General features: G+C 49.6%; 4 protein-coding genes. All 4 read right to left on the bottom strand.

Going from position 1 to position 3,580, the window contains the following annotated elements; all coding sequences use genetic code 11:
• Positions 1 to 887 (bottom strand): peptide chain release factor N(5)-glutamine methyltransferase (gene prmC, locus AC1WIP_RS13150; protein WP_481142253.1); only part of this gene is annotated, 887 nt, incomplete at its 3' end.
• Positions 888 to 909: 22 nt separating this feature from the next.
• On the bottom strand, positions 910 to 1,902 hold the full coding sequence (locus tag AC1WIP_RS13145) for a DUF1385 domain-containing protein (protein ID WP_481142252.1): 993 nt from the start codon (positions 1,900 to 1,902) through the stop codon (positions 910 to 912).
• Between the two features lie 68 nt (positions 1,903 to 1,970).
• A complete protein-coding gene (rpmE, locus tag AC1WIP_RS13140) occupies positions 1,971 to 2,171 on the bottom strand; it encodes a 50S ribosomal protein L31 (RefSeq protein WP_318704925.1) in 201 nt (66 codons plus the stop codon).
• A 121-nt stretch (positions 2,172 to 2,292) separates the two neighbouring features.
• A partial coding sequence (rho, locus tag AC1WIP_RS13135; RefSeq protein WP_481142251.1) for a transcription termination factor Rho occupies positions 2,293 to 3,580 on the bottom strand: 1,288 nt, incomplete at its 5' end.

Below are 3,580 nucleotides of genomic sequence, written 5' to 3'. Positions count from 1 at the left end.
GTTCCTGACACCACTCTGTCAAGTCCTCCGTAATCCTTCACTATCACAATATCCCTAAAGCCCTTTTGCTCCATGAGGCTCTTCACGGCTTCCCCCTGATCATATCCAATTTCCAAAAAAAGCCGTCCCCCGCCTGTCAGGTATTCTCTGCTGTCTGAGATAATCTTACGATAAAAATACAATCCATCCTCATGGCCGTCAAGAGCCAGTCTTGGTTCATGCTCTCTCACCTCGGGCATCAGCGTATCCAAGACAGCGCTGGGAATGTAGGGGGGATTGGAAACAATCACCTCGAATTTTCCTTTTACAGACGCAAACAAATCACTTTGCAGAAAGCAGATTCCGGCCTTCTCCTGCCCGCATAAGTCCCAGGAAGCATCCCCTTCCTCCAAAGGCGCCTTTTCTAAGAGCAGACCGTTTCGCACGGCATTCTCTTCAGCCGTCCTTAACGCTTCCCCGGAGATATCAACGCCCATCCCCTGACAGTGATTGGAAAAATGCAGAAGGCTGATCAGAATGCACCCTGAGCCGGTACACATATCCAGAATCCTGCTTCCGTCGGAAAGCTCCCGAAGCACCTCCTCCACCAGAATTTCCGTATCCTGCCTGGGAATCAATACATGCTCATTGACCGCAAATACAAGCCCCATAAACTCCTGAACGCCTGTCAAATACTGAAGAGGCATCCTCCGGGCCCGCTTTTCGATCAGACTCTCATAAGCCCTCGCCTGGCTGTCCAAAACTTCTTTCTCCCCATGCACCAGCAGGGTATTTCTATCCGTATCACACACATACTCCAAAAGCAGCCTGGCATCCAGCGCGGCTTCCTGTACTCCGGCCCTCTCCAGGACTGCTTTTCCGCTCTGAAAGCATTCCTCATATGTCATAAGCCCTTACCGCCTTGTCCTCTCAGTCATCCTCTCTGCCGGATTCCTGTTCCATCCAGGTTTCATCCACCTCATAGCCAAAATTCTCATAAAGATAATTTCTCCAGTCAAACACAGCTTCCACCGCTGCTATTGCAACCTCCACCATGCTTTCATCCGGCTCCTTTGTGGTCATACGCTGAATCCACATCCCCGGAGCAGAAAGAATCCGCACAAGCAGATTGTCGCTTCGTCCCGCGAGACGAATGATCTCATAGGAAATCCCCGCAACCACAGGCAAAAGCAGCACCCTCAGCACCACCTTGGCCGCCACGCTGTCCACCTGAATAAAGAAAAACAAAATAATACTTACAAAAAACACAAAAAACAAAAAACTGGTTCCGCATCTCCTGTGCAGTCTGGAACTTCGCATCACATTGTGCACGGTAAGCGGCCTGCCCTTCTCAATGCAGTTGATACATTTGTGCTCCGCACCATGATACCGGTACAAGCGCTTGATATCCTGCATGGCGCTGATCCCCCACACATACAACACAAAAATACCGATGCGGATGACACCCTCCACAATGGTCATCAGAGAACGGTTGCGGATATAGCCGTCAAAAAGGGAAGAAATATAATAAGGAAGCACAATAAAGATCCCCACTGCAAGCACCACCGAAAGAACGGTCACAAACCCTGTGAGCACCTTCTCTGCATTTCCCTTTGACATTTTATTCAATGCCTTGTCAAGCTTCGTCTCCTCTTCTTCCTCCTCGTAGAAGGAAGCGGAATAATTTAACGCCCTTGTGCCGAGAATCAGGGAATCCACAAAATTGAAAATTCCCCGGATAAAGGGCAGCTCCTTTATTTTATGACCATGCAGCACTCCCTGGTAATATTCCAGCTCCACTTCAATCTCTCCGTCAGGCTTTCTGACGGCTACCGCATAATTCTCTTTGTTCTTCATCATAATACCTTCCAGCACGGCCTGCCCGCCAATGCCGGAATACCGGTTGCACTTTTTTCTCGCCATAGTCTCCTTGCACCTTTACTTTGGAAAAAAAAGGTTGAGATAGAAATACCTCAACCTTTTCTGCGTTCTTATTTGACACCGTATTTCCTGTTGAACTTCTCAATCCGTCCATCGGCCCTTGCAGTTTTCTGCTGTCCTGTATAGAACGGATGGCACTTTGAACAAACCTCCACGTGAATCTCAGGCTTGGTAGAGCCGGTCACAAAGGTGTTGCCACAGTTGCAGGTTACAGTTGCCTGATAATATGCGGGATGGATTCCTTCTTTCATTTTTTTCACCTCTCTATTGTAAAATTAGCTAAATAGGTCTATATTCGCATCCTCACTGCCTATGGAACCACAAACAGCGGTATTATTGTAACATAACAAAACAAGGCTTGCAATACTTAAATCAAATAAATTTGTTCTTTTTTACCATTGCCACAAATTCCATATTGTTTCTGGTGCGGGCAAACATATCCAGGATCCGGTCTGTTGCCTCATCGGGCTTTAGTCCATTGAGCGCCTTGCGCATCACATTGATGGCCTCCATCTCCTCCGGCGAAAGTAAAAGATCCTCTCTTCTGGTGCCGGATTTGGCCAGATCAATGGCTGGAAATATCCGTTTCTCGGACAGCCTGCGGTCCAGTACCATCTCCATATTTCCTGTTCCCTTAAATTCCTCGTATACCACATCATCCATCTTGCTGCCCGTATCCACCAGGGCCGTAGCCAGAATGGTCAGGCTCCCGCCCTCTCTCATATTGCGGGCCGCACCGAAAAACCGTTTAGGCATATGAAGGGCAGAGGGATCCAGTCCGCCTGAAAGAGTCCGCCCGCTGGGAGGAACCACCTGATTGTAGGCTCTGGTCAAACGAGTGATGCTGTCCAAGAGAATCACCACATCCTTCTTGTGCTCTACCAGACGCTTGGCACGTTCGATCACCATTTCCGACACTCTCTTGTGATGCTCAGGCAGCTCGTCAAAGGTAGAGTAAATCACCTCCACATTATCCCCCTGGATGGCCTCTTTGATATCCGTCACTTCCTCCGGCCGTTCGTCAATGAGCAGAATCAGCATGTGCATGTGGGGATTGGTGCGCAGAACCGATTTGGCTACCTCCTTTAACAGGGTAGTCTTTCCTGCCTTTGGGGGGGAAACAATCATGCCGCGCTGTCCCTTTCCCACAGGACTTACCAGATCCATCACCCTCATTGCAATGCTGCAGCCTGGCGTTTCCAGCTTGATGCGCCGGTTGGGGAAAATGGGGGTCATATCTTCAAATGCCGTTCTCTTTGCAGATTCCTCGGGAGTATAGCCGTTTATGGTGCGGATGAACAAAAGAGCGCTGAATTTCTCCTGCTGGGTCTTTACCCGTTTATTGCCCCGCAGAATGTCTCCGGTCTTCAACCCAAAACGCCGGATCTGGCTGGGCGCCACATACACGTCGTTTTCACCGGGCAGATAATTCTCACAGCGGATAAAACCATAGCCATCCGGCATAACCTCCAAAATGCCGCTGGCCTCCTCGCCGCTGTCCAGCTCTTTTGGGTACTGGCCCTCCTCGTAAATCTCATTGACACGGCCTTCCCCTCTTGACCGCGCTTCACTTCTTTGCTGGTTCTCTTTCTGATGGTTTTCCTCTCTCTGAGGCCTCTCTTCTCTCTGAAGTCTTTCTTCCCGCTGAGGTCTCTCCTCC

The organism is Acetatifactor sp. (assembly GCF_982438285.1).
The sequence above is the reverse complement of the archived record's forward strand: the minus strand, read 5'-3'. Positions and strand labels throughout refer to the sequence as shown.